19 protein-coding genes, 1 tRNA gene and 1 pseudogene are annotated in these 21,799 nt (G+C 70.9%); 9 read left to right on the forward strand and 12 right to left on the reverse strand.

The annotated features are described in order from the left end of the window. Positions 1–10: 10 nt before the first annotated feature. The 4 genes and pseudogenes from fepB to AB3K78_RS07155 form a co-directional block, all read right to left on the reverse strand. Positions 11–1,051 carry a Fe2+-enterobactin ABC transporter substrate-binding protein gene (gene fepB / locus AB3K78_RS07140; RefSeq protein WP_416447073.1) on the reverse strand — a complete coding sequence of 347 codons (1,041 nt, stop codon included), beginning with the start codon at positions 1,049–1,051 and terminating at the stop codon, positions 11–13. A 4-nt stretch (positions 1,052–1,055) separates the two neighbouring features. Then, positions 1,056–1,918, reverse strand: a pseudogene (locus AB3K78_RS07145) (ABC transporter ATP-binding protein). Continuing rightward, a complete protein-coding gene (locus tag AB3K78_RS07150) occupies positions 1,915–2,967 on the reverse strand; it encodes a FecCD family ABC transporter permease (protein ID WP_416447074.1) in 1,053 nt (350 codons plus the stop codon). The pseudogene AB3K78_RS07145 and the gene AB3K78_RS07150 overlap by 4 nt, the downstream one beginning before the upstream one ends. Continuing rightward, positions 2,964–4,016 carry a FecCD family ABC transporter permease gene (locus AB3K78_RS07155; protein ID WP_416447075.1) on the reverse strand — a complete coding sequence of 351 codons (1,053 nt, stop codon included), beginning with the start codon at positions 4,014–4,016 and terminating at the stop codon, positions 2,964–2,966. Before AB3K78_RS07155 ends, AB3K78_RS07150 begins: the two co-directional genes overlap by 4 nt. A gap of 173 nt (positions 4,017–4,189) precedes the next feature. Between AB3K78_RS07155 and AB3K78_RS07160 the strand changes: the two genes are divergently transcribed. After that, positions 4,190–5,416: an alpha/beta hydrolase-fold protein gene (locus AB3K78_RS07160; protein WP_416447076.1), complete on the forward strand. Its 1,227-nt coding sequence runs from the start codon at positions 4,190–4,192 to the stop codon at positions 5,414–5,416. A 33-nt stretch (positions 5,417–5,449) separates the two neighbouring features. Here AB3K78_RS07160 and AB3K78_RS07165 read toward each other — a convergent pair whose 3' ends face one another. From AB3K78_RS07165 to AB3K78_RS07175, 3 genes are all read right to left on the reverse strand, one after another. After that, positions 5,450–7,066: an ABC transporter permease gene (locus tag AB3K78_RS07165; protein WP_416447077.1), complete on the reverse strand. Its 1,617-nt coding sequence runs from the start codon at positions 7,064–7,066 to the stop codon at positions 5,450–5,452. Further along, complete coding sequence (locus AB3K78_RS07170) at positions 7,066–8,046, reverse strand: ATP-binding cassette domain-containing protein (RefSeq protein ID WP_416447078.1); 981 nt, start codon at positions 8,044–8,046, stop codon at positions 7,066–7,068. Before AB3K78_RS07170 ends, AB3K78_RS07165 begins: the two co-directional genes overlap by 1 nt. Before the next feature lie 76 nt (positions 8,047–8,122). After that, entirely contained in the window at positions 8,123–8,545 is a 423-nt protein-coding gene (locus AB3K78_RS07175) for a DUF1801 domain-containing protein (protein ID WP_416447079.1), read from the reverse strand. A gap of 38 nt (positions 8,546–8,583) precedes the next feature. Here AB3K78_RS07175 and AB3K78_RS07180 point away from each other — a divergent pair, with 38 nt between their 5' ends. The 3 genes from AB3K78_RS07180 to AB3K78_RS07190 are packed head-to-tail and all read left to right on the forward strand — an operon-like array spanning position 8,584 to position 11,415. Next, on the forward strand, positions 8,584–10,185 hold the full coding sequence (locus tag AB3K78_RS07180) for a glycosyltransferase family 39 protein (RefSeq protein WP_416447080.1): 1,602 nt from the start codon (positions 8,584–8,586) through the stop codon (positions 10,183–10,185). Then, positions 10,182–10,943: a polyprenol monophosphomannose synthase gene (locus AB3K78_RS07185; protein WP_416447081.1), complete on the forward strand. Its 762-nt coding sequence runs from the start codon at positions 10,182–10,184 to the stop codon at positions 10,941–10,943. Before AB3K78_RS07180 ends, AB3K78_RS07185 begins: the two co-directional genes overlap by 4 nt. Then, complete coding sequence (locus AB3K78_RS07190) at positions 10,936–11,415, forward strand: GtrA family protein (protein ID WP_416447082.1); 480 nt, start codon at positions 10,936–10,938, stop codon at positions 11,413–11,415. Before AB3K78_RS07185 ends, AB3K78_RS07190 begins: the two co-directional genes overlap by 8 nt. Here the strand turns inward: AB3K78_RS07190 and AB3K78_RS07195 are convergent. Both AB3K78_RS07195 and AB3K78_RS07200 read right to left on the reverse strand, forming a co-directional pair. Further along, positions 11,409–12,149, reverse strand: a complete 741-nt coding sequence (locus tag AB3K78_RS07195; RefSeq protein ID WP_416447083.1) for a response regulator — start codon at positions 12,147–12,149, stop codon at positions 11,409–11,411. The genes AB3K78_RS07190 and AB3K78_RS07195 overlap by 7 nt on opposite strands. Next, positions 12,146–13,381 (reverse strand): sensor histidine kinase, encoded by a 1,236-nt coding sequence (locus AB3K78_RS07200; RefSeq protein WP_416447084.1) that lies wholly within the window; start codon positions 13,379–13,381, stop codon positions 12,146–12,148. The genes AB3K78_RS07195 and AB3K78_RS07200 overlap by 4 nt, the downstream gene beginning before the upstream one ends. Positions 13,382–13,557: 176 nt before the next feature. Here AB3K78_RS07200 and AB3K78_RS07205 point away from each other — a divergent pair, with 176 nt between their 5' ends. The 3 genes from AB3K78_RS07205 to AB3K78_RS07215 all read left to right on the forward strand — a co-directional run bounded on the left by AB3K78_RS07205 (position 13,558) and on the right by AB3K78_RS07215 (position 17,063). Next, positions 13,558–14,055: a hypothetical protein gene (locus AB3K78_RS07205; RefSeq protein WP_416447085.1), complete on the forward strand. Its 498-nt coding sequence runs from the start codon at positions 13,558–13,560 to the stop codon at positions 14,053–14,055. A gap of 48 nt (positions 14,056–14,103) precedes the next feature. After that, positions 14,104–14,179, forward strand: a tRNA-His gene (locus tag AB3K78_RS07210). A 244-nt stretch (positions 14,180–14,423) separates the two neighbouring features. Continuing rightward, positions 14,424–17,063 carry a transglycosylase domain-containing protein gene (locus tag AB3K78_RS07215; protein ID WP_416447086.1) on the forward strand — a complete coding sequence of 880 codons (2,640 nt, stop codon included), beginning with the start codon at positions 14,424–14,426 and terminating at the stop codon, positions 17,061–17,063. 45 nt (positions 17,064–17,108) lie between these two features. On the opposite strand, the gene AB3K78_RS07220 is transcribed toward AB3K78_RS07215, so the two are convergent. Beyond that, positions 17,109–18,920 (reverse strand): BCCT family transporter, encoded by a 1,812-nt coding sequence (locus tag AB3K78_RS07220; protein ID WP_416447087.1) that lies wholly within the window; start codon positions 18,918–18,920, stop codon positions 17,109–17,111. A 129-nt stretch (positions 18,921–19,049) separates the two neighbouring features. Here AB3K78_RS07220 and AB3K78_RS07225 point away from each other — a divergent pair, with 129 nt between their 5' ends. Beyond that, positions 19,050–19,457 carry a VOC family protein gene (locus tag AB3K78_RS07225; protein WP_416447088.1) on the forward strand — a complete coding sequence of 136 codons (408 nt, stop codon included), beginning with the start codon at positions 19,050–19,052 and terminating at the stop codon, positions 19,455–19,457. Between the two features lie 99 nt (positions 19,458–19,556). On the opposite strand, the gene AB3K78_RS07230 is transcribed toward AB3K78_RS07225, so the two are convergent. Continuing rightward, complete coding sequence (locus tag AB3K78_RS07230; protein WP_416447089.1) at positions 19,557–20,381, reverse strand: alpha/beta fold hydrolase; 825 nt, start codon at positions 20,379–20,381, stop codon at positions 19,557–19,559. Positions 20,382–20,453: 72 nt separating this feature from the next. Here AB3K78_RS07230 and AB3K78_RS07235 point away from each other — a divergent pair, with 72 nt between their 5' ends. Further along, a complete protein-coding gene (locus tag AB3K78_RS07235) occupies positions 20,454–21,101 on the forward strand; it encodes a TetR/AcrR family transcriptional regulator (protein WP_416447090.1) in 648 nt (215 codons plus the stop codon). A gap of 18 nt (positions 21,102–21,119) precedes the next feature. On the opposite strand, the gene AB3K78_RS07240 is transcribed toward AB3K78_RS07235, so the two are convergent. After that, on the reverse strand, positions 21,120–21,776 hold the full coding sequence (locus AB3K78_RS07240) for a hypothetical protein (RefSeq protein WP_416447091.1): 657 nt from the start codon (positions 21,774–21,776) through the stop codon (positions 21,120–21,122). Positions 21,777–21,799 lie beyond the last annotated feature (23 nt).

Here is a 21,799-nt window from a genome sequence, read left to right on the forward strand (position 1 = left end):
TGCTCCGCCGCTACTTGGCGTAGGACTTCGCGAGCGAGTCGAGCATGACGCCCGCCGAGTAGTAGTCGAGGCGGAACGTTTCGCCGGGCGTGTACTGCACCTTCCCGGCGACGACCGCGGGTGCGGTCGAGAACGCCGGGTTCGTCGCGATGGACTCCCGGGCGAGTTTGTCGGCCGAGACCACGAGCCAGTTGTCGCCCGTCAGACCCTTCTGGATGTTCTCCATCGACAGGTTGACGATGTCCTTGCGATCGGCGCCCATCGAGGTGTTCCCCTTCACCGACTCGGGGATCTCGGCCATGCGGAAGCCGAGCTCCTGCAGGATCTGCACGTGCGGCGAGTCCTTCGTCAGTGCGGCCGCGCCCGACCCGTCGCCGAACACCATGAGCGCCGAGGTGGTGCCCTGCGGGACGGCGATCCGCTGCTTCACGTCGGCCAGGTGCTGCTCGTAGTCGGCGATCACCTGCTTCGCCCGCGCCTCGCGCCCGGTCGCCTCCGCGATCGTGCGCGTGACCTCCTGCCAGGGCTCGCCGCTGTAGTCGATGACGAGCACGGGGGCGATCTTGCGGAGCTGGGCGACGCTGTCCATCTGCGAGTCCCCGCTGTTCTTCGAGACCAGGATCAGGTCGGGTGCGTACTCGACGGCATTCTCGATGTTCGGCGAGGCGTTCTCGTAGAGCTTCTTCACCTTCGCGGCCTTCGCCTCCTTCGACCACTGCGTGAAGAAGCCCTGATCGTCGCTCAGCCCATCGATGTTCGCGCTCGTCGACGCGCTCGCGACGACCGGCGCCCCCACGGCCAGCGCCGATCCGGTGAGCGTGGTCGAGGTCGAGACGATGACCTTCGGCTGCTTCTTGAGGGTCAGTTTGCCGTCCGAGGTCTGGATCGTGCGCGGCCAACCGCTGCTCGTGCCGCCCGACGCCTCGCCTCCGTCTCCCGGGCCGCCCGCTGCGCACGCGGAGAGCGTCGTCGCGACGAGGAGCGCTCCGAGGATCGCTCCGAGTCGTCGTCGGGATCGGGTGTTCTGCTGGGCCGAATGCCGAGTGCGCATCGCCTTACCTTTCTGCGGCCGTCGAGGCCGGTGCCGTTCGGATCTCGGGTTCTCCGTCGTGGACCGCATCCCGAGGCGGTTCGTGCGGGATCACCAGGGGCGTTCCCGTCACGGGGTCTGGAACGACGAGGGCGGGCAGGCCGAAGATCTCGGCGACGGCGTCGCCGGTGACCACGTCCGCGGGCGGACCGCTCGCCAGGATCCTGCCGTCCCGCATCGCGACGAGGTGCGTCGCGTACCGGGCGGCCTGGTTCAGGTCGTGCAGCACGGCGACGACCGTGCGGCCTTCATCCCGGTTGAGCCGTCGGCACAGCTCGAGCACCTCGTACTGGTGGGCCAGGTCGAGGAAGGTGGTCGGCTCGTCGAGCAGGATCGTCTCGGTCTCCTGCGCGAGCACGAGCGCGATCCAGACGCGCTGTCGCTGGCCCCCGAGAGCGCGTCGACGGGTCGGTCGGCGAGCGCCGCGATCCCGGTCACGCGCATCGCACGCTCGACCGCTTCGTGGTCGGCCGCGCTCCACTGCCGGATCACGCTCTGGTGCGGGGATCGGCCCCGCGCGACGAGGTCGCGCACGCGCATCCCATCCGGCGCGAGCGCGGACTGCGGCAGCAGGCCGACGCGACGCGCCACTTCCTTGGTGCCGAGCCGGTGGATGTCCTCTCCGTCGAGCAGCAGTCGGCCCGACCTCGGGCGATGCAGCCGGGCGAGGGCGCGCAGCAGGGTCGACTTGCCGCAGGCGTTCGGTCCCACGATCACGGTGAACTCGCCCTGCGGGATGTCGATATCGAGCGCCTCCGCGATCACGGCGGAGTCGTAGGCGAGAGTCGCACCGCGTGCGGCGAGGCGCGGCGAGGGGTCGCGGGTCATGAGGTTCTCCGATTCTCGATGAGCAGCAGGGCCATGAAGCAGGTGCCCCCGACCGCGGCGGTGACGATGCCGACCGGCATGCTGTCGAGCACGGCCTGACTGAGCACGTCGGCGCCCAGGAGCAGGAGCGCGCCCATGGCGGCGGAGGCCGGAAGCGACGCGACCGACTCCCCGGACAGCCGACGCGCGAGGTGCGGTGCGATGAGCGCGACGAACATGATCGGCCCGGCAGCGGTCGTCGCGAGCGCGACGAGCACGGTACCGGCCAGCACCATCAGCGCGCGAGTGCGTTCCACCCGCAGGCCGAGCGACGCGGACAGCTCGGTACCGAGTTCCAGGTCCCGCATCGCGGGCGCGAGCACGAACGTGGCGCCCAGCACGATGATCACGCTGACCGCAGTCGGAACGGCGACGCTCCAGTCGGAGGCCTCGAGCGTTCCGGTGACCGCGCGCAGGGCGCCGAACGCGGCATCGCTGTCGGCGCGCACGAGCAGCCAGCGGTTGAAGGCGCCGAGCATGGCGCTGATCGCGATCCCCGACAGGATCAGCACCAGGCCTCCGAATCCGCTGCGCAGCGATAGTGCGTAGATCACGGCACCCACCGCGACGCCACCGACGAGCGACGCGACGGAGACCGAGGCGTACGACGCACCGAACAGCAGCACCGCGACGAGGATTCCCGACTGCGCACCCATCGAGAATCCGATCAGATCGGGACTGCCGAGCGGGTTGCGGGTGACCGACTGGAACAGGGCACCCGAGACCCCGAGCGCTGCACCGACGACGAGCGCGAGCACGATGCGCGATCCGCGCCACTCGACGATCACGAGGTGGGCCCCGCGGTTCTCCTCGCCGAGCAGCAGCCGCCAGGCGTCCGCATAGCCGTAGGAGGAGGCGCCGACGCCGATCGCGAGCACCGCGAGAGCGAGGCAGCCTGCGAGCAGTAGTCCGGTGACGGTGAGCGTACGGCGCGGGAGCAGCAGCGAACGGTCTCGTCCCAGTCCGATCCTGCGCGTACCGGGCGGATGCGGGACCGCTGGCCGGGTCATCGGCGGGCTCCGTTCAGGCGGAGCACCATCGCGAGCAGCACCGGGGCGCCGACGAAGGCGATGAGCAGCCCGACCGCGAGCTCGCCCGGTCGGGCCAGCACGCGCCCGACCACGTCGGCGCTCAGCACGAGGATCGGTCCCGCGATGGCGCTCAGCGCGATGATCCACCCCCGGTGCGGCCCCATGATCCAGGCGCAGACGAGCGGGACGACGAGCCCGACGAAGGAAATCGGACCCGCAGCAGCCGTCGCCGCCGCGCACAGCAGCGTGAGCGCGACCAGCGCGACGAGCCGGGTCCGCCCGACCGGAGTACCGAGCGCTGCGGCGACATCGTCCCCGAGCGAGAGGTCGGTGAGCCCGCGCGCGATCGTCAGCACCAGCACGAGCCCGATCAGCACCGGCACGATCACGAGCGGCAGCGGCACATCCATGCGGGTGAGCCCGCCGACGTCCCAGAACCGGAAGGCGTCGAATGCGCGCGGTTTCAGCAGGAGCACGGCGGAGATGACGCCTCCCGCAGCGGCGGAGAAGGCGATGCCCGCGAGCACGAGTCGCATCGGCGATGCACTTCCCGTGCCGCGCGTCCCGATCAGGAAGACGACCGCGGCGGCGGCCAGGGACCCGACGGCGCACAGTGCGAACTGCGCCGAGGGGCTGGTCATCCCGAGGTATCCGGCGCCCAGCACCACTGCGAGCGATCCTCCGGAGGTGACGCCGAGCAGCCCCGGGTCCGCGAGGGGATTGCGCGTCACGGCCTGCATCACGGCGCCGGCCACCGCGAGCGCGCAGCCCACGGCGAGACCGATGACCACGCGCGTGAACCGCATCCCGCCGACGATGTAGCTCTCGTTACTGCCGTCGGGGCTCCTGAGCAACCGCCAGACCCGGTCGAGCGGGATGGTCGAGGAACCGATGGCGAATGCCGCGGCGACGATGACCAGGAGCCCTGCCCCGGCGATCAGGAGCGCCGTCACTCGGACGGCGGTGCGCGGCGTTCTCGGCGGCCGATCCGACGGCGCACGGGAGGGAACGGTTTCGGTGCGGGTCACGATCGGGATCCTCGGGGTCACGGGCGAAGCGGAATCCGGGCCGGATTCCGAAGCTTCATCAAACATCGGACGAAGGTAAGGCTATCCTACATACGATGATTACCTCGATCGCAACCCCGTCGTCCCCACCGCCCTTCCTACCCCCGATTCCGCGCAGGCTTCCTCCCTCCCGCGTGCTCGACGCGCTCGCGCACGGCGCCGACGCCGAGACCGTTCTCGCTGAAGCCGCACGCGTCGGCGGCGCATGGATCGACCCCGACCCCGACGCGCCCGACCACCGCATCGTCACCGTCGTCCGACGGTTCGAGCACGAGGACGAGTCCGCGGTGCTCCTGATCGACACCGTCACCCACCTGCACCGGGCGGACCTCTCGCCGTTCGTGCTCGACCGCGTCGAGCACGACGGGATCCGACTGCACGCGGGCGCGTTCTCGCTCCCCGCGACGCTGCGTGCGACCGTCGCGCTGCTCGTCGAGCGCCCGCTCGACCCCGAGCTCGGCGCCACCCGCGAGCGCTGGCGTCCGGTCTACGACCGCACCGAGTCCCTGCCCGGCGGCGGCGAGGTGTGCGTGACCGCCGGCGGCGGCCGCAGCAGCATCCTCTCGCTCCCGGACGCGCTGCCGCAGCGATTCGTGCACGCGGACTCCCCCGAGGATCCCGCTCCCGCGGGCACGCTCCACCGCGGTCGGCTCGATTCGCAGGTTCTCGGGTTCCCGCTCGACGTCTGGTGCCACCTGCCCGCGGGTGCGGCCGAGCACGGTGTCGCGGGCGTCGCGATACTCAGCGACGGCGACCGGCTCACGGCCGAGGTCCCCCTGTTCCCGGCCCTGGACCGGGCTGCGGCGCACGGCGCGCTCGCGCCGACGGCGACGGTGCTCTACGCGACCGTCGACCCCGCCGACCGGCCGAGGGCTCTCGGCATGAACCCCGCCCTCGCCGACTTCCTGACGGACGAGCTGCTCCCCTGGGCCGGGACCTTCGCGACCCTGCCGACGGACCCCGCACGGCGCGTCGTCGGAGGCGCCTCGCTTGGCGGGCTCGCCGCGGCCGACCTGGTGCGCCGAGCGCCGCACGTCGCGAGGAACGCCATCGTGCAATCGGGCTCGTTCTGGTGGCCGGACCCCGCGGGCGGCGCAGCCCCCGGCGAGCAGCTGGAGCTGTGGCGGGACGGCGGGTCCGCGGCCGGGATCCGCATCTTCCAGGAGGTGGGCGAGTTCGAGGGGCACCTGCTCGGGCTCAACCGGGAGTTCCGGGTGTTGGCCGAGGCCGCGGGAGCGGAGGTGCAGTATCGGGAGTACTGCGGCGGACACGACTTCGCGTGCTGGCGCGTCGGCCTCGTCGATGGACTCGTCGCGTTGCTGGGCGGGGAGGCGAGCGGTGCCCCCGCGCGGCGCGACTGAAGGCCCGGGCGAACGGTCCGACCGACGCCGCCCCTACCCGTCTGCTTCGAGTTCCCGGCGCCGCATCAGCGCGAACGCCGCTCCGCCGGCACACGCCAGGATCAGCAGCAGCCAGACGAGGCCGCGCGGGTCCGCCCCGCTGCCCTCGGGAATCGGCGCCACGGCGAAGGGCGAGAGATTCACCACCCAGTCCGGCGCTCCGAACAGCGGGGCGAACAGCCCGAGCATCAGGGTGACGAGCACCAGGCTCCAGCCGATCCCGACGGTGAGCCGGGGCAGGAGCACGAACACGAGCGCCGTGACCGCGGCGAACACCGCGGCGGCGGCGGCCTGTCCGGCGCCCGAGACGACGGCGTCGCGCAGGAGGGTGTCGTTCCCGGCCCGAATCGAGCCGAGGGCGGATCCCGCCACCGCGAGGCCGAGGATCACCACGACGCCGACGAACGCGACCACGACGAAGGAGGCGAGCCAGGCGACGCGGTCGACCGCCGCGGAGCGCACGAGCTCCGCCGTGCCGCGGGCCTCCTCCTGGCGCGCCCGGGAGACGGTCTGGACCGCGAAGCAGGCGGCGAGCACCCCGGCCACCAGATAGAAGATCACGACCATGCCCTGGTCCACGCTGCCGCCCTTGGCCAGCGCCTGCAACAGCTGCTGCACCGCGGGCACCTTGCCGCCCATATCGGTGACGACCGATGCGAGACCGGTGGCGAGCGCCCCGGTGAGCAGGCCGCCGATCCCCCACCCGAGCAGCGAACCGCGGGTCAGCCGCCACGCGAGCGCCCAGGTGGATCCCAGCCAGGCGGGAGCGGACGCCGGCCCCGGGCGCTCCGGCACCAGACCGCCGTCGAGGTCGCGTGCGCCGTGCAGCGCATAGGCCGCGCCGACGAGCACGGCGGCGAGGCCGAACGCCGCTGCGAGAGGGGCCCAGTTGTCGTCGGCGTAGGGACGCGTCTGCTCGATCCACCCGAATGGCGAGACCCATGCGAGCCAGGAGCTCTCCATCCGCTGCAGATCGGCGCTCGGCGTGCCCAGCGCGTTGCCGACGCCGGAGGCCAGGAACGCCGCGAGCAGGATCCACACGCCGACAGCGTTGGCGCCCCTGCTCGTGCGCATCAGCTGCGCGGCGCACAGCCCCACTGCGAGGAACACCAGTCCGGAGGCCGCCGTGCCCGCACCCGCCACGAGCGATCCGCCGGGGGCGAGCCCCAGCACCAGGTACACGGCCGCGACCAGCGCGCCCAGCAGCAGCGATGCACCGACGCCCTCCACGAGCGTCGCGGTGAGCGGCGCCGAGCGGCCCGCCGGAGTCGCTCCGATCAGCTCGGCACGCCCCGATTCCTCGTCGCCGCGCGTGTGCCGCACCGCGAGGAACAGGGTCATGAAGGCCGCCATCATCGCCAGCCACGGCAGGATCAGGAACAGCATGAACGCGGCGTCGTCGGGCCCGGACGGCAGACCGCGGAACAGCAGGATCACGGGATTCGCCACGACGGTCCGCAGCAGCACCTCGCGTTCGGCGAGGGAGCCGTAGCTCGCGGACACCCCGCTCTGCGCCGAGTAGGCCAGCAGCACGGTCGCGATGATCCAGAGCAGCAGCTGGACCCGATCGCGGCGGATGCGCAATCGCAGCAGCGGCGGCAGCGCGGACATCACGCACCTCCCGAGGACCGCCGGGTGCGCCATCGCTCGGCCCGGGCTCCGGGCTCGGCATCGGGCGAGGCGCTCGCCAGGTCGTCACCGTAGTGGTGCAGGAACAGCGTCTCCAGCGTCGGCGGCTCGATGCGGAGCCCGGTGACGCCCAACCGCGCGAGTTCGGGCAGCAGCGCGGACACCCCATCGCTCGGCGCGGTGAAATGCGCACGGCCTCCGCTCACCCGAAGGTCGATCGCCCCCGGCACGGAGGGCACCGCCGCACCCGTGGGCGCGACGAAGGAGATCTCGGTGCTGGTCAGGTGCCGCAGCTCGGCCAGCGTGCCCGAATCGACGATGCGTCCGGCGCGGATGATGCTGACGCGGTCGCAGAGCTGTTCGACCTCCGAGAGAATATGGCTCGACAGCAGCACCGCGGCGCCCTGGAAGCGCACCCGTTCGACCTCCTCGCGGAACACGACCTCCATGAGCGGATCGAGGCCGCTCGTGGGCTCGTCGAGGATATAGAGCTCGGCCGCGACCGAGAACGCCGCGATCAGGGCGACCTTCTGGCGATTGCCCTTGGAGTACGAGCGCCCGTTCTTGCGGGGGTCGAATTGGAAGGCCCGCGCGAGCCGGTCGCGCTCGGACCGGTAGTCGGGGCTTCGCGTATCGGCGCCGCGGAGCCGGGCGAGCAGATCGATGATCTCGCCGCCCGTGAGGTTGGGCCACAGGCTGACGTCGCCCGGCACGGAGGCGATCCGCCGGTGCAGAGCGGCGGCGTCCTTCCAGGGATCGCGGCCGAAGACCTCGGCGCGTCCACCGGTCGGCCGGGCGAGGCCGAGGAGGACCCGGATGGTGGTCGATTTGCCCGCCCCGTTGGGGCCGAGGAACCCGTGCACCTCGCCCGCGGATACCGAGAGGTCGAGGCCGTCAAGCGCTCTGACCCGACCGTAGTTCTTCTGCAGCCCGACCGTGCGGACCACCGCGTCTTCGCTCATGGCGCTCACACTACGCCGGTCGAGGTGAGACGGTGCGATGCGTGAATACCGGTCGGGTCCCGCGCACAGCGAGCGCTCAGGGTTCGGGATCGTCCTCGCGTTCCCACGCGATGCCGATGAGACGCCGGAGCACGGTGAGGTCGATGTCGGAGAGCCGCTTGACGTACACGCACCCCGCGCCCTCGGTGTAGCGTCCGAGCTCGGGCAGCAGCTCAGCCCCCTCGGGCAGGTCCTTCAGCCCGTAGATCGACAGCGCCGACTTCCGCGGCGAGAATCCGACCCTGGGCCAGGTGCCACGCGTACGCGGATTGGCGGCGGAGATGTACCGATAGGAGCCGTAGCCCACGATCGAGGGTCCCCACATGACGGGCTCGGTCCCGGTGACCTCCGCGAAGATCCGAGCGAGCTCGATCCCGTCTGCGCGGCGCACCGCCGGGCTCGCCGCCTCGAGGAAGGCATCGACGTCGGCATCGGTGGGCTGGGTCTTCTGAGCAGACATGGATCCATTGTGCACGCACTCCCCGGCATACTTGACTGATGACCGTTTCCGCCGTGCGCGCCCCGTCGCGCTGGGTCGCACCGGCGATCGGAGCGTTCGCCGCGATCGTCGGCTTCTGGGGCGCCTGGATCCCGTCCTACTGGGGAGACGAGGCCGCGAGCCTGATGTCGGCCGTGCGACCCCTCGCCTCCCTTCCGGCGGAGCTGCTGCACGTCGACGCCGTCCACGGCGTCTACTATCTGCTGCTGCACGCCTGGGTGGATCTGTTCGGCCTGAGCGAGGCGGCGACCCGTTCCCTCAGCGCGATCGCGATCGGCCTCGCGGCCTCCGGGATCGTGCTCCTCGGCGCCCGCTGGTGGTCCCCGAGCGTCGGAGCCACCGCCGGCATCGTCTTCGCCCTGCTCCCGCGCACCACCGACCTCGCGATCGAGGCACGCAGCTATGCGCTGGCCATCGCCGCGGCGGTCTGGCTGACGCTCTGGATCGCCTCGATCATCCGTCGCGGCGGAGCCCGTCGCCTGGAGTGGGTCGGCTATGCGGTCGCCACTGCCGCGTCCGGCGCCCTCTTCCTGTATCTGCTCTTCCTGCCCGCCGTGCACCTGGCGACGGCGCTCACCGCGACCCGCGTGGGCCCGGATCCCGAGCCCGCAGCGACCCGGGTCGCGCGCACCCGGGTGCTGCGAGGTTGGCTCCGCGCGACGGTCGGGGCCGCGGTGCTGTCCCTGCCCTTCGTCGCGGTCACGCTCGCGCAGAAGGACCAGGTCGCCTTCCTCGCCAATCGCGGATATCTGACCCTGCAGAACGTCTTCGCGACCCAGTGGTTCAGCGCCCCGGGCACCGCCGTCGCACTCTGGATCCCGATCGTCCTCGGCATCGTCGCGTCGTTCTCGGTCGGCCGGCGCGGCCCGCTCGGACGCCTGGCGGCGGGCCTCCGCACCCCCGCGAGCGCGGCGGATCCGCACGCACCCCGTTCGGTGCCGGCGCTCTGGCCGACGCTCGTGTGGCTGCTGCTGCCGACGCTCGCTCTCGTGCTGCTCGACATCGCGATCGCCCCGAGCTACAACATGCGGTACACCGCGTATTCGCTGCCGGCCGCCGCCCTGCTCGCGGGAGCCGGTCTCGTCGCCCTGTCCGGGTGGATCGCCCGAGTCCCGGGCGCCTCGGTGCCGCTGGTGATCTGCGGACTCCTCGCGGTAGCCGTCGCGGTGGCTCCGCACTACACCTCCCAGCGCACCGAATTCGCGAAGGACGGCGGCGCCGACTTCCGGGCGGCCGCCGATGCGATCGCGGCCGACGGGGGTCCCGGTGACGCCCTACTGTTCGGCGAATCGGTGCGGCCCTCGCGGAACCCCCGCCTCGTGTACCGGCTCTATCCGGACCGTTTCACCGGCATGGCCGACCCGCAGCTCCGCATCGCATACGATCGCAAGGCCGGGTTGTGGGATACGCTCGCTCCGGTGTCGGATGTCGCCTCCGGGCTCACCGCCCAGCGACTCTGGCTCATCGAACGCCCAGCCGCCGGGCACACGGCCGCCGATACCCTGACGCTCATGGACGCCGGCTACCGACTGGTGCAGCGGACGACACTGCCGCGCACCGAGGTGCTGCGCTTCGAGAGGACAACAGGAGGGAACCCGTGAACGATCGCGCGGTCGTGGTGCTCCCGACCTACAACGAGGCCGAGAACCTGCCCCGCATGGTGTCGCGGATCCAGGCGGCGCTGCCCGAGGCGTCGATCCTCGTCGTCGACGACGCCTCCCCCGACGGCACCGGCCGGATCGCCGACCGCTACGCTTCCGCCGACCCCGCGTTCCACGTCCTGCACCGGCCGGGCAAGGGCGGGCTCGGTCCCGCCTACATCGCCGGTTTCGCCCGCGCTCGCGAGCTCGGCTACGGCGTCATCGTGCAGTCCGACGCCGACGGCTCGCATCGCCCTGAGGACCTGCCCGCGCTGCTCACCGCCCTCGGCACGGCCGACGTGGCGGTGGGCTCGCGCTGGGTCCCGGGCGGCGGCCTCGGCGGCCACTGGCCCTGGTACCGCAAGCGGATCTCGCGCGTCGGGAGCCGCTACGCCGGCAGCCTGCTGAGGCTCCCCCAGAAGGACATCACCGGCGGGTTCCGCGCGTTCACCGCGGAGGCGCTCGACGCGATCCGGCCCGGCCTCGTCACCAGCCGAGGCTACTGCTTCCAGATCGAGATGCTCGACCGGGCGGCTCGCTCGGGGTGCCGAATCGTCGAGGTGCCGATCACCTTCGACGACCGCATGCACGGCGTCTCCAAGATGTCGCCGCGCATCGTGCTCGAGGCCTTCCGGCGGGTGACGGGATGGGGGCTATCCCGCCTGTTCCGGCGGCCGAAGCCGCTGCCGCAGATCTCGCGAAGCGAAGCCCGTGCTTGATCGTCCGCGCCGACGCACGGACGGGCTGCGCACCCTCGTGCGCCAGCTCCTCCAGTTCGCCGTCGTCGGCGGTTTCGGCTTCGTGGTCGACGTCGGCCTCTTCAATCTGCTGCGCGCCCACCCGCCGTCCGAGTTCGCAGAGCAGTGGCCGATCATCGCGAAGTGCGTCTCGGTGCTTGCCGCGATCGCGGTCAACTGGATGGGCAATCGCTGGTGGACCTTCCGCTCGTCGAGGCGGCGCAACACCGCACGGGAGGCCGTCGAGTTCCTCATCGCGAGCCTCGTCGGCAGCGGTGTCTCGCTGCTCTGCCTCTGGGTCTCCCACTACGTGCTCGACCTGCGTTCGGTGCTCGCCGACAACATCTCGGCGAACTTCGTCGGGCTCGCGCTCGGTTCGGCGGTCCGCTTCGCCGCCTACCGCTGGTGGGTGTTCGCCGAGCACCGGATCGCCCCGGAGGACCGGGCTCAGTAGCCGCTCAGGCGATCGCGCACGAGCCCGATCGCCTCGGCCCGGCTGCTCGCCCCGAGTTTCGCGAACAGCGCGTTGACGTGGCTCTTCACGGTCGCGATCGAGATGAAGAACGATGCGGCGATCTCGGCGTTGCTCGCCCCCGAGGCGATGGCCGCGAGCACCTCGCGCTCGCGGGGCGTGAGCTCCGGAAACGGCGTCCTGAGCGCGGCGGCATCGACGGGGCCGGTCCCGGCATGCGCCTCGCGCCGGACCGGCGGTCCGCTGTCGGTGCCGGTCGTGCTGTCTGCGCCGCCACCGCCGACGAACGCGCGCACCAGCTGCCCGGCCGCGGAGTCGGAGAACACGGCCCCGCCCCGTGCCACGGAGCGGATCGCGTCCACGAGCTGCACCCGGCCGGCGTCCTTGGTGAGGAAGCCGCGCGCACCGGCGGCGAGGGCCGCACGCAGCGAGTCGCCGTCGTCGAAGGTCGTGAGCACGAGCACGGCGACCCCGGGCTGCTCCGAGCGCAACCGCCGTGTCGCCTCGACGCCGCCGATGCCGGGCATCCGCAGATCCATGAGCACGACGTCGGGCCGGGTCTCGCCCGCGAGTTCGACGGCGCGCTCGCCCGTCGCCGCTTCGCCGACCACCGCGAGCTCGGGGCTGAGGTCGAGGATCGTGACGAGGCCGTCGCGCACGATGTCCTGATCGTCTACGACGAGCACCCGGATGGGTGCGGGCCCGGTGCCCGTCATGCTGCGACTCCGAGGAGCGGGACCGTCACCGACAGCACGAACTGTCCCGTGCGCATGCCCGAGTCGCCGTCGGCCGGCTGCTCTCCGGCGTCCATCGTCGCGGGCGGGCCGAGCGAGAGCACCCGCTCCCGCAGGCCTCGCAGGCCGAAACCGCCGCCGGGGATCTCGGTGGCAGGACCGCCGCGCGCGAGCGCGTTCTCTATGCGCAGGAGCACGGTATCGGTTCCGGGCTCGAGCAGCAGGCGCGTCGCGCCTCCCCCGTGCTTCCGAGCATTCGCGAGCCCCTCCTGCGCAGCCCGTTCGATCGCCATCGCCGCCGCCGCGGACACCTCTCTCGCCCCCTGCTCGATGCCCTCGGGCAGGTCCGCCTCGAGATCACCGCCGACGGCGTTCGCGATCATGCCGACGCGATCCCGCAGGATCGGCCACGGGACCGGAGCCTCGTCGCTCCCCTCACGCAGGGCGTGCACTGCCGCGCGCGCCTCGCGGAGCCCCTCGACCGCGAGCTCCCGGGCCGCGGCGATCCGCTCGCCAGCGGCCTCGATCCGCCCGGCCTCGAGCTGCAGGGCGACGGCGTCGAGCTGCACGACCAGGCCCCCGAGGCTGTGCGCGAGCACGTCGTGCAGATCCCGGGCGAGCGAGCGCTTGCGCGCCTCGTCGCGGAGCGCCAGCTCGCGCTCCGCAGCCCGCGCTCGGTCGCGGGCGGTGGCGGACCGCTGCCGCCAACTCAGTCCGGCTGCGATGCCGATCCCGAGTCCGAAGAGCGTGTTCACCAGCTGAGAGACCGACGCCCCAGCAATCCCGACCCCGAGGCAGTGCAGCAGGATCGCCGTGCCGCAGACCGCCAGTGCGGCGCCGATGGGAACCGCGATCTCCGAGAGGAAGATCGCCAGCGCCACCGCCGCGGGGAACGTCCCGATACCGTTGTTCGCCCCGGAGCTCGCGCTCGCCAGCAACGCCGCGGCACCGGCAGCGGCCGCCATCAGCACCTCCCGTCGACGCAGCCCCGGGACGGGCGCACTCGTGGCGAGCGAGCTCGAACCGGTCGCGGGAATCAGGATCAGCGCGACGAGTCGGGCGAGCAGCAGCACGAGTGCGAGCCCGAGCAGCAGCGCCGCCCAGGGCGGCGACGGCTGCAGCGCGGCGAGCCAGACGCTCAGCCCGATCACCGTCGCCTGGAGCACGATCGTGCTCCAGGGCCGGCCGGGAACGAGTACCAGCGGAATCTGCATGCCCTCATTCTGCCGCCGGGTCCGCCCGTCCGGCACCCGCGCGAGGGGATCCCCACCCGCGTCGTTCCGATCTCCACCCGGATCTCCACCCGCGGGTCCATGCGCTCGGACGGGCTCGGCGGAAAGCTGGGGATGTCCCGTTCCGATGTGTTCGACCTACTCCCCAGGAGCGCCCCGTGTCCATCACCGCCTACATCCCCGCACTCATCGCCGTTGTCCTGCTGCTGCTTCGCCAGCTCTCCGTTCGGCCGCTCAAGGATCGCCCCACGCTCGCACTGATCCTGCTCGTCATCGGTGCCGCGCAGACCGCGCAGTTCGCGCAGGAGACGCCCATCGGCGGACTCGATATCGCGCTCGGCCTCGCCAGCCTCGCCGTCGGCGCGGGGCTCGCCGCGGTGCGCGCCCACACCGTGCGGCTGTGGCGCGACGGCGACGCAGTGCTCACGCAGGGCACGGTCTGGACGCTCCTGCTCTGGATCGTCGGCATCGGTCAGCACCTCGTCTTCGAGCTCTTCACGCACACGCGCGGTTTCGGCGCTTCGACCCTGCTCGTCTACTTCGGCGTCGTGCTGCTCGTGCAGCGCCTGCTGCTGAGCCGCCGAGCCCGGCTGCTGCATCTCACGGCACCCACGGCCCCTCGGCGTGGCGCAATTGGCGACGGAGCCCGTGCATAGGCTATGCTTGCAGGGTTGCCTCGCGAGGTTGCTCGCAAGGTACACATGGTGGCTATAGCTCAGTCGGTAGAGCACCGGCTTGTGGTGCCGGTGGTCGCGGGTTCAAGTCCCGTTAGCCACCCCACATCGAACAGCCCCCGACTTCCAAGTCGGGGGCTGTTTCGCGTCCCCTCCCCACAGCCCGCTGCTCCTTCGCGATCGAATGCCGCCACCCCATGGAATGCGCCGCAGATTTCCAAAGAAACCGATTATCATAAATCGCATATCGTTTTCGTATGGTCACATTAACGTGACGAAATGCATTTCTCTCAGAAATGCGCGCATAGAATCTGCGCATGCCCGAAAGAGATTCATCGCGTCCTTCCCGCATGCATTCCACCGGAGTCCGGACCACCAAGCCCCGGAGCGCCGGAAACGTGCTCGCGAGCCTGCTCGGCGCCATCGCCATGAGCATCGTGGCCGGCGTGCTGGTGACCGCCGCCATCACGCCGGTCGTCGCGCTCAGCGGAGCTGGAGCCACCTCGGCGATCAAGATCTTCGAGAACCTGCCGGATCACCTCAACCCCGGTGAGCTCGCGCAGCCCTCGACCCTCTACGCGAAGAAGGGCGGCAAACCCGTCCAGCTCGCGACCTTCTACGACCAGGACCGCAAGACCGTGCCCTGGGATGCCATCTCCCAGTACGTGAAGGACGCGGTCGTCGCCGAGGAGGATCCCCGCTTCTACTCGCACGGCGGCGTCGACATCATCGCGACCGGCCGCGCGATCCTGCAGAACCTCGCCAGGAAGAACATCTCGGGCGCTTCGACGGTATCGATGCAATACGTGCGCAACGTGCTGATCCAGGAATCGCAAGCGATCAGCGACGAGAAGAAGCGCAAGGCCGCGTACAACGACGCGATGAAACAGACGGCCGACCGCAAGCTCAAGGAGATGAAGCTCGCGATCAGCATCGAGAAGAAGTACTCGAAGGACGAGATCCTCCTCGGCTACCTCAACATCGCCCTGTTCGGCCGCCAGGTCTACGGCATCGAGTCCGCCGCTCGGTATTTCTACGGGAAATCGGCGAAGGACGTCACGCTCTCCGAGGCGGCAAGCCTCGTCGCGATCGTGAACAACCCCTCGCAACTGCAGCTCGACCTGCCCGAGAACCTCGAGCGCAACACGCAGCGCCGCAACAAGATCCTCGATTCGATGCTCCGTCACGGAAAGATCACCCGGGCCCAGCACGACGAGGCGAAGGCCACTCCCGTCACGCCGAAGATCACCCCGCGCGTTCCGGGCTGCTCGGTCGCCGAGAAGACGTACGGCCTCGGCCACTTCTGCGACTACGTGCAGCGGTACATCCGCAACGATCCGAGCTTCGGAGCGACGGCCGAGGAACGCATGTTCAAGTTCCGCCGCGGCGGCTACCAGATCATGACCACCATCGATCTCGACATGCAGGCGGCGGGCCTCCGCGCGATGCGCGACACCGTGCCGCAGCGGATCGACGGGATCGACGCCGGCGGCGCCAGCTCCTCGGTGCAGGTCGACACCGGCAAGGTCCTCGCCATGGTGCAGAGCCGCCCGTTCAGCGACGACGGCGCCTTCCTGAAGAAGCACCCGAACTACACGAGCATCAACTGGAACACCGACTTCGAGTACGGCGGATCGAACGGCTTCCAGGTCGGCTCGACGTTCAAGCCGATCACCCTGACCCAGTGGCTCAAGAGCGGGAACTCGGTGCGGGATGTGGTCAACGTCAACGGCCGCACCGTGCAGCAGCAGTCCTTCCGCGCCTCCTGCATGCCCGACGGCGTGTACAGCTACGGGCCGTGGACCTTCTCGAACGACAACCTCGGCATCCGCGGTACGCAATCGGTGCGGACCACGATCGCGAATTCGATCAACGGCGGCGTCGTCTCGATGGCGCAGAAGCTCGACCTCTGCGAGATCTTCCAGACCGCGAAGGACCTCGGCATCCACCGCGCCTCCGACCTCCCCAAGGACTCGGCGGACCCGAGCAAGCCCTTCGTCCCGACCATCTCCGGCAGCTTCCGCGATCTCTCGATGGTGCCCTCGAACACCTTCGCGGGCGTCGACGAGATCGCCCCGATCACCATGGCCTCCGCCTACGGCGCGTTCGCCGGCGGCGGCAAGGTCTGCACCCCCGTGCCGATCGAGTCGATCTCCGGACCCGACGGCAAGCCCGTCGACTTCACCAAGAGCAAGTGCACCAATGCCATCTCCCCCGAGGTCGCCGCGGGCGTCGCCTACACCCTGCAGTACACGGTGACCAACGGTCTCGCGAGCCACGCGGCGTCCTCCACCGGCGTCCCGCACCTGGCGAAGACCGGCACCACGGACGACGTGGTCGACAACTGGACGGTGGGCGCCAGCACCCGGGTCGCCACGGCCACCTGGGTCGGCAACGTCGGCCCCACCTGCGCGAACCCGCGCGACGCGAAGACCTGCGAGCGCGTATCGACCCGCTTCTTCGGAGACCTGATGACCGCGGATCAGACCATCTGGCCGGCCATGATGAACGAGGCCGACCGCAAGTACGGCGGCGACGCGTTTCGCGAGCCGTCAGAATCGGCGCTCCGCGTGACCACGCAGCAGGTCCCCGATGTCGCCGGAAAGTCCGCCGAGCAGGCGACGAACGCGCTCACCGCGGCGGGCTTCACCGTCGTCGACGGCGGCGCGACCGACTCCGCGATCCCGAAGGGCATGGTCGCGAAGACCGATCCTGCCGCGGGCAGCGCGGTGCAGGCCGGATCCACGATCTCCCTGCTCCGCAGCAGCGGGAATCTCGCGAAGGTGCCCGACGGCCTGACCGGACGGACCGGCGCTGACGCGCAGAGCGCGCTCGCCGGCGCCGGATTCGCGAAGGTCGCGCTGCAGTGCGACACCGGAAGCGGCAAGCCCGATCCTGGCACGGACACCGTCAAGTCCGTCAGCCCCGGCAGCGGCAAGGAAGCCAAGCAGAGTTCGCAGGTGACGCTGACGCTCAGCTGCCGGGGATGACGGCGCGCCGTCGGGGCGGAGGCGGAACCGCTGCCCCGACGGCGATCAGCTCGGCTCGCCCGAGCCGCTTCCCCGTTTACGCCGACCCAGCAGGCGGTCGCGATGCTCCTCCGGGAGCGCCTGCGCCACCTGCGTCACGCCGCGCACGATGTCTCGCCGGCGACGGCTGCTGAGACCGTTCCACCAGGCATCGGCGCTGCGCGGGCCGGACTCGATGGCGTCGTCGTCGGAATCGAGGCCGAAGCGCTCGGACAGATCCGCGACGAGCGCCTCCCGCCGGAGCCGATCCGCGCGCCGGACATTGCGTTGAAGGGCTTTGAACGTCGCCGCGCACATGAGGATCATGATCACGCTGAACGGGAGCGCGATGGTCACCGCGAGGGTCTGGATCGCCGACAGCCCGCCGGCGAGCAGGAGCGCCGCGGCCAGGGCGGCGGTCGCAAGGGTGAAGAACACTCGAATCCAGTTGCGGGGCTCGGCGTCTCCGCCCGTGGCCAGCATCGCCATGACGAGCGACCCGGAATCCGACGAGGTGATGAAGAAGATCGCCGAGAGCACGATCGCGCCGACCACCAGGAGCCCGCCCGCGGGCAGCTGTTCGAGCACCTGGAAGAGCGCGGAGTTCGCATCGACGGATCCCCCGGAGCCGATCACCGAGGTGTACCCGGCCGGCCGGAACATCTCGTTGAAGATCGCGGTCCCGCCGAGCACGCCGAACCACACGAAGGTGACGAGCGCGGGAACGAGGATCACGCCGAGGATGAATTCGCGCACTGTTCGCCCCCGCGAGATGCGTGCGATGAACACGCCGACGAACGGCGCCCAGCTCATCCACCAGCCCCAGTAGAACGTCGACCAGGAAGCCTGCCACTCGGCGCCGGCGCTTCCCGTGAACGCGGAGGTGTCGGTCGACATGCCGAGCCAGTTCTGCAGGTAGTGGCCGATCGACTGCAGGATCTCCTTCGCCAGGAACTGCGTGGGGCCGACGATGAGCACGAAGAGCAGGAGCCCGCCGGCGAGGATCAGGTTGATGTTCGAGAGCCACTTCATGCCCCGTGACACGCCCGAGAGCACCGACCAGAGCACGAAGCACGTGACGACGCCGATGATCGCGTACTCGATCCAGTGGTTGTCCTCCGGAATGACGCCGAGCGCCTGCAGCCCCGCACTGATCTGGGTGACGCCCAGGCCGAGCGATGTCGCGACGCCGAACACGGTACCGACGAGCGCGATCACGTCGATCGCGTTGCCCCAGCCGCCGCGGGTCGCCCGCTCTCCGATCAGCGGCTCCAGAGCCCAGCGCACGGCGAGCGGACGCCCGCGGCGGTGGATCGCGTGCGCGAGCGCGAGCCCGACGACCACGTAGATCGCCCACGGCTGGAACCCCCAGTGCAGGAAGGTCGTCGACATGGCCTCCTGCGCCAGCGCGCCCGGCTGCAGGTTCTGCTCGATGATCGAGGGCTTCGGCGTCGCGAAGTGCTTGAGAGGTTCGGTCACGCCGTAGAACACGAGCCCGATGCCCATGCCCGCGGCGAAGAGCAGCGCGAACCAGCTCATCAGCGAGAACTCGGGCTCGTGCTCCGGACGCCCCAGCTTCACGTTGCCCTTCCTGGAGAACCCGAGGTAGGCGCAGAAGAGCACGAAACCGAACGAGAGCAGCACGTACCACCAGCTGAAGTTCGCGATGATCGCACTCTGCACCGCTCCGATACCGGCGTTCATGGCCTCGGGGTTCACGAGCGTGGCCGCCACGAATACGACGACCACGACGGCGGTGGGCCAGAACACCCAGCGCGCGATGCCCGACCGCGAGCCGGTCGGCGTGGGGGTGGACGTGGGCTGCTGCTCCGAGGACATGCTTCGACGGTAGCGATGCACCGGTTCGGCGGGCAACTTCGCGCGTCCTCCGCACACGTCGCGCACGCGCGGGCGGCCTCGCGTCGACGGCCGGGTGCATCCCCGAGAGGATCCTGCGATCATCGATCCATGACCAGCTTCATCGCGCACACCACGATCGACTGCCACGATGCGTACGCGCTCTCGGAGTGGTGGAAACGGCTGCTCGGGTACACCGATCTCGCCGACGACCCGAACGCGGCGGGCGATGAGGAGTGCATGATCCGGGACCCCGAGACGGGGCACCGGCTCCTGTTCATCGAAGTGCCGGACACGGAGCTCCCGGCGAAGCGGATCCACTTCGATCTCCGCCCTCGAACCGGCACGCAGGCGGCGGAGGTCGACCGGCTGCTCGAACTGGGTGCGGTGCTGGTCGCCGACCGGCGGGGCATCGCCGGGCCGGGCAGCGGCTGGGTCGTCCTCGCGGATCCCGAGGGCAATCAGTTCTGCGTGCTGCTCTCCGTCGAGGAGCGCACGGCGTACCTGGCGGCGCACTGAGGTCTCGGCCGGCGGCTTTCCGGCGTCGGGCTCACCCGGATGCGTCGGCGTCCTGCTCGGCGAGCACGACGCCCGACAGACCGGCGCGGGCGAAGCCCGCTATCGCGTCGAGCACGGGCTCCGCGCCGAGGATCCGCGCGTGCCCGAGCCCCTCCGTCCGCAGGAGTCGCGCGCGCCCCCGTGCACCTCGCGCAGACGCAGCGCGTCACGATCGGAGAGGCGTCGATCCCGGCGGTCGTGCGCGAGCAGCAGTTCGGTCGTGTCGGGGAGCGGATCCGCCACCGCGTCGTAGCGCCGCAGCAGTTCTGCCGCGTCGACGCCGAGCCGCCCGCGGAACCGCTCGCGCAAGCGCTCCGCGCTGGCGCTCCGCAACCGGAAGTCTCCGACGAACTCCTCGACGAAGGTCTCCGGGCTCGCCGCGCCCGCGACCACCGCGACCCTCGGCGTCGGCAGCGTCGAGCGAGCGAGCGTGAGCGCCGCCAGGGCACCGAACGAGTGCCCGACGAGCAGGTCGAAGTCGCCGTCGCGCTCGCGCAGCGCCTCCGCCGCGGCGATCCAGTCGCGCACATCGGTGCTCCGTCCCGGGGAATCGCCGTGGGCCGGTGCGTCGAAGGCGACCACCCGGAAGCCGTCGCCCACGAGACGCTCGACGAGCGGGGCGAACTGCGCGGCCCGCCCCTTCCACCCGTGGAGCAGCAGCACGGACCGCTCCCCCGCACCCCATTCGAAGGTCATCGTCTCTCCTGAGGGAAGGGGGAGCGCGCTCCTCCGCGCCGACTCGTGCACCGCGCGTTCCGACTCCCGCACGCGCATGCGCGGAGCGGTCGAGAAGAACGCGCGGTAGGCGAGGTCTCCGCCAAGCCGCGGAGACACCGCAGAAGCCGCACGGATTCCCCCGGCGACGAGCTCGATCATGGATGGCATGGCACGCTCCTCACACAACAATACGAACGATCATGCCTATAGTACGCGAACGTTCGTTCGTATACTCGGACCATGAGCGATCGCACCGAACCGGACGGACGCCGCGCGCGCGGCGACGCGTCCCGCAACGTCATTCTCGAGCGCGCCACCGACCTCGCCTCGATCGCTGGCCTCGACGGCCTCACCATCGGGCGTCTCGCGACCGCCGCGGGAAGCAGCAAGAGCAGCATCGCGACCCTCTTCCACAGCAAGGAGGGGCTGCAGCTCGCCACGGTCGCCGCGGCCCGCGAGGTCTTCACCGCCCGGATCATCGAGCCGGCCCGTGCGGAGCCCCGCGGCGCGCATCGCCTCATCGCACTCCTCCGCAACGCCATGGCCTACTCCCGCGACCGCGTCTTCAGCGGCGGGTGCTTCTTCGCCGCCACCGCGGCGGACGTCGACTCCAAACCCGGTCCCGTGCGCGACGCGGTCCGCGCCGCGCTCACCGACTGGTACCGCTACCTCGAGCTGCAGGTCGAAGCGGCCATCGCGGCGGGCGAACTGCACACGGATTCCGCCTCCGCGCTCGCCTTCGAGCTGGTGTCGCTCACCGAGCACGCGAACGCCCGGTCCCTCCTCCTCGGCAGCGCCGAGCCCTACGAGGTAGCGGGACGTGCGCTCGCCGAGCGCCTGCGCGCCGCCGGAGCAAGCCGGGACGCTCTCGAGCTGCTCGACCGGTGACGCCCGGAACGGGTCGGCTCAGGCGAGCTGCTCCCAGAACACGGCGACCACGGCTCCGAAGATGAGCGCCGCCCCGACCACGGCCGCGACGCGTCGACGGCGCACCGCCGCCGACGCCGCCCGTCCCGTTTCCGCACGGCGCACCGTCACGCCATCCTCACCCGGGGCGCGCCGCGCCGCGGGAACGACCCAACGGTAGGTGCGCAGCGCATCGCCGTGCCGACCGAGCTCCGCCGCGCACTCCGCCATGCCGATCCCGGCCTCCACGACGACCGGATGCGCGGTCCCGGTCTCGATCTCCACACCCTCTGCCGCCGCTGCGTACGCTCGAAGCGCTTCGTCGAGGCGCCCGTTGTCGCGCCACCGGTCCCCCAGCGAGATCCGCATCCGCGCAAGCTCCTCGGCACTCCGTCCCGCTCCTTCCGCGACCCGGATCGCCCGTCCCTGGACCTCGGCCATCTCGTCGAACCGCCCCACGACCGACAGCGCGGCGCTGAACCGGTCGAGCGCGACGGCGAGCAGGAGCCGGTCGTGGGGGAACGCCCGCTCGGCCCGGGGCACGAGGTCGATGTACGCGGCGATCGCGTCGTCGGTCCGCCCGCCGAGCGCGAGCGCGTCGGCCTCCTCGAGCCCGCGCAGGATCCGCCGAGTCTCGTCCTCGTCGCCGTCGACCATCTGCACTCCTGCCCCGCGCGCCC

This window comes from Leucobacter sp. HNU (assembly GCF_047946755.1).
Lineage (GTDB): Bacteria > Actinomycetota > Actinomycetes > Actinomycetales > Microbacteriaceae > Leucobacter.

Bases quoted from the DNA above. Each gene is read 5' to 3' on its own strand.
- fepB (WP_416447073.1), bottom strand. From the start codon at position 1,051: ATGCGCACTCGGCATTCGGCCCAGCAGAACACCCGATCCCGACGACGA.
- AB3K78_RS07150 (WP_416447074.1), bottom strand. From the start codon at position 2,967: ATGACCCGGCCAGCGGTCCCGCATCCGCCCGGTACGCGCAGGATCGGA.
- AB3K78_RS07165 (WP_416447077.1), bottom strand. From the start codon at position 7,066: ATGTCCGCGCTGCCGCCGCTGCTGCGATTGCGCATCCGCCGCGATCGG.
- AB3K78_RS07170 (WP_416447078.1), bottom strand. From the start codon at position 8,046: ATGAGCGAAGACGCGGTGGTCCGCACGGTCGGGCTGCAGAAGAACTAC.
- AB3K78_RS07175 (WP_416447079.1), bottom strand. From the start codon at position 8,545: ATGTCTGCTCAGAAGACCCAGCCCACCGATGCCGACGTCGATGCCTTC.
- AB3K78_RS07180 (WP_416447080.1), top strand. From the start codon at position 8,584: ATGACCGTTTCCGCCGTGCGCGCCCCGTCGCGCTGGGTCGCACCGGCG.
- AB3K78_RS07195 (WP_416447083.1), bottom strand. From the start codon at position 12,149: ATGACGGGCACCGGGCCCGCACCCATCCGGGTGCTCGTCGTAGACGAT.
- AB3K78_RS07200 (WP_416447084.1), bottom strand. From the start codon at position 13,381: ATGCAGATTCCGCTGGTACTCGTTCCCGGCCGGCCCTGGAGCACGATC.
- AB3K78_RS07215 (WP_416447086.1), top strand. From the start codon at position 14,424: ATGCATTCCACCGGAGTCCGGACCACCAAGCCCCGGAGCGCCGGAAAC.
- AB3K78_RS07220 (WP_416447087.1), bottom strand. From the start codon at position 18,920: ATGTCCTCGGAGCAGCAGCCCACGTCCACCCCCACGCCGACCGGCTCG.
- AB3K78_RS07225 (WP_416447088.1), top strand. From the start codon at position 19,050: ATGACCAGCTTCATCGCGCACACCACGATCGACTGCCACGATGCGTAC.
- AB3K78_RS07230 (WP_416447089.1), bottom strand. From the start codon at position 20,381: ATGCCATCCATGATCGAGCTCGTCGCCGGGGGAATCCGTGCGGCTTCT.
- AB3K78_RS07235 (WP_416447090.1), top strand. From the start codon at position 20,454: ATGAGCGATCGCACCGAACCGGACGGACGCCGCGCGCGCGGCGACGCG.
- AB3K78_RS07240 (WP_416447091.1), bottom strand. From the start codon at position 21,776: ATGGTCGACGGCGACGAGGACGAGACTCGGCGGATCCTGCGCGGGCTC.